Origin of the sequence: Dietzia aerolata, from assembly GCF_014144865.1 — a bacterium.
GTDB lineage: Bacteria > Actinomycetota > Actinomycetes > Mycobacteriales > Mycobacteriaceae > Dietzia > Dietzia aerolata.
Genome location: NZ_JAALDM010000317.1, coordinates 1 through 1,383 on the forward strand (window position 1 = coordinate 1; position 1,383 = coordinate 1,383).

Below are 1,383 nucleotides of genomic sequence, written 5' to 3' on the forward strand. Positions count from 1 at the left end.
CTGCAAGCCGATCCAAACCGGTCTCGCGCCCGGCGAACCCGGCGATGCCGATGAGGCCGCGCGGCTGTCCGGCGTGAGCCGCGTGCTGGAGGTGCGGCGGCTGGCCGATCCGCTGGCACCCGAGACCGCCGCCCGCGTGGCCGGGTTGCCGCAGTCCACGCTCGACGAACTGGTGACGCCGATTCAGGAGTGGCTCGACTCCCCCGGCGATCCGTCGGCGCCGGGCCGGCTGGATCTCATCGAGGGTGCCGGCGGTGTGCTGGTGCGACTGGGCACCGACCTGACGATTCTCGACCTGGCCGCCGCGCTCGAGGCTCCGCTCGTGGTGGTGGCGCGAGCCGGACTCGGGACGCTCTCGGACACCGAACTCACCGTGCGCGCGATCAGGTCCGCGGGGCTGGCGTGTGCGGGGATCGTGGTCGGTTCGTGGCCGGCGGAGCCGTCGCTGGCAGAGCGCTGCAACCTCGGGGACCTGCCGCGATTGACCGGGGTGCCGGTGATCGGGCGGATCCCCGTGGGCGCCGGGAAGCTCTCACCGGAGGAGTTCGCGCGGCAGGTTCCGGAGTGGTTCGGGGTGGATGCGGGGGCTGCGCAGCCGTAGCGTTCTACACGTACTTCTGGATGGAGCTCAGCTATCTGTATCGCGGACGCTGTAGCGACGACGGACGCGCTCGCCGAGCTCAGTCACGCTAATGGTCCCCCGTGCGTATGCGAGCTGGTCATTGCGTGTCGCGGCCGTGCTTGCCCCACCTTCCAATTCGGTACTCCGTCGGGCCGAACGAATGGCACGGACTCGCCGCCGCCGGAGGCAACCTCGCTGCGACGCAGGGAAATCGTTCAGAACTGAGTGCCGCCGAGTACGTCCGCGCCATGCGCGAGCATCGAGCCTCGGGGAACCCTGCCCCCTATGGCCTCTCCTCGGCCTAGCTAATCCGCTCCGCGAGCGTAGCCACCCCGTCCCCGGAGAGCTGGTCGAGATAGTCGGGCCGACCGGCCATCGCCATGACCAACGCGAGCACCGGGCCCGCGACCTCGGGGCCGTCACCGGCAGAGAAGTCACTGTCGGTCGCCCGCAACGACAGCCCCTTGACCGCGGTCTTGCTGTTCACCGTGAAGTCGCGGGAGGCATAAAACTTGGCGACCTCGGTGACGGCGTCCGCGTCGGCGCGGCTCGGTAGATCCAGGGGCCGGCGGATATCCTCCGAGTGCACGATCGCCTCGCCCAGGTACGCGGGCAGATCCCCGGTCGGCGCGACGGTCGAGTCGATCACCGCGCGAAAGCGATCCAGGGTCTCCTGCGGCGTGGCGCCGAGATGCTCACGCAGGCGCCGCTCGTTGTGCACGGCAGGCCGGAATCCGGCCGCGGCGATACTGCGCATCCAC

3 protein-coding genes are annotated in these 1,383 nt (G+C 70.1%); 1 reads left to right on the forward strand and 2 read right to left on the reverse strand.

The window, feature by feature from the left end; all coding sequences use genetic code 11:
- Positions 1-601: ATP-dependent dethiobiotin synthetase BioD (gene bioD, locus G6016_RS15685; protein WP_182633532.1), on the forward strand; the 601-nt coding region annotated here is incomplete at its 5' end.
- A 27-nt stretch (positions 602-628) separates the two neighbouring features.
- Here the strand turns inward: bioD and G6016_RS15690 are convergent.
- A complete protein-coding gene (locus G6016_RS15690; protein WP_182633533.1) occupies positions 629-841 on the reverse strand; it encodes an antitoxin VbhA family protein in 213 nt (70 codons plus the stop codon).
- A gap of 82 nt (positions 842-923) precedes the next feature.
- The coding region (locus G6016_RS15695) for a maleylpyruvate isomerase mycothiol-dependent enzyme family protein (protein ID WP_182633534.1) at positions 924-1,383 on the reverse strand (460 nt) is incomplete at its 5' end.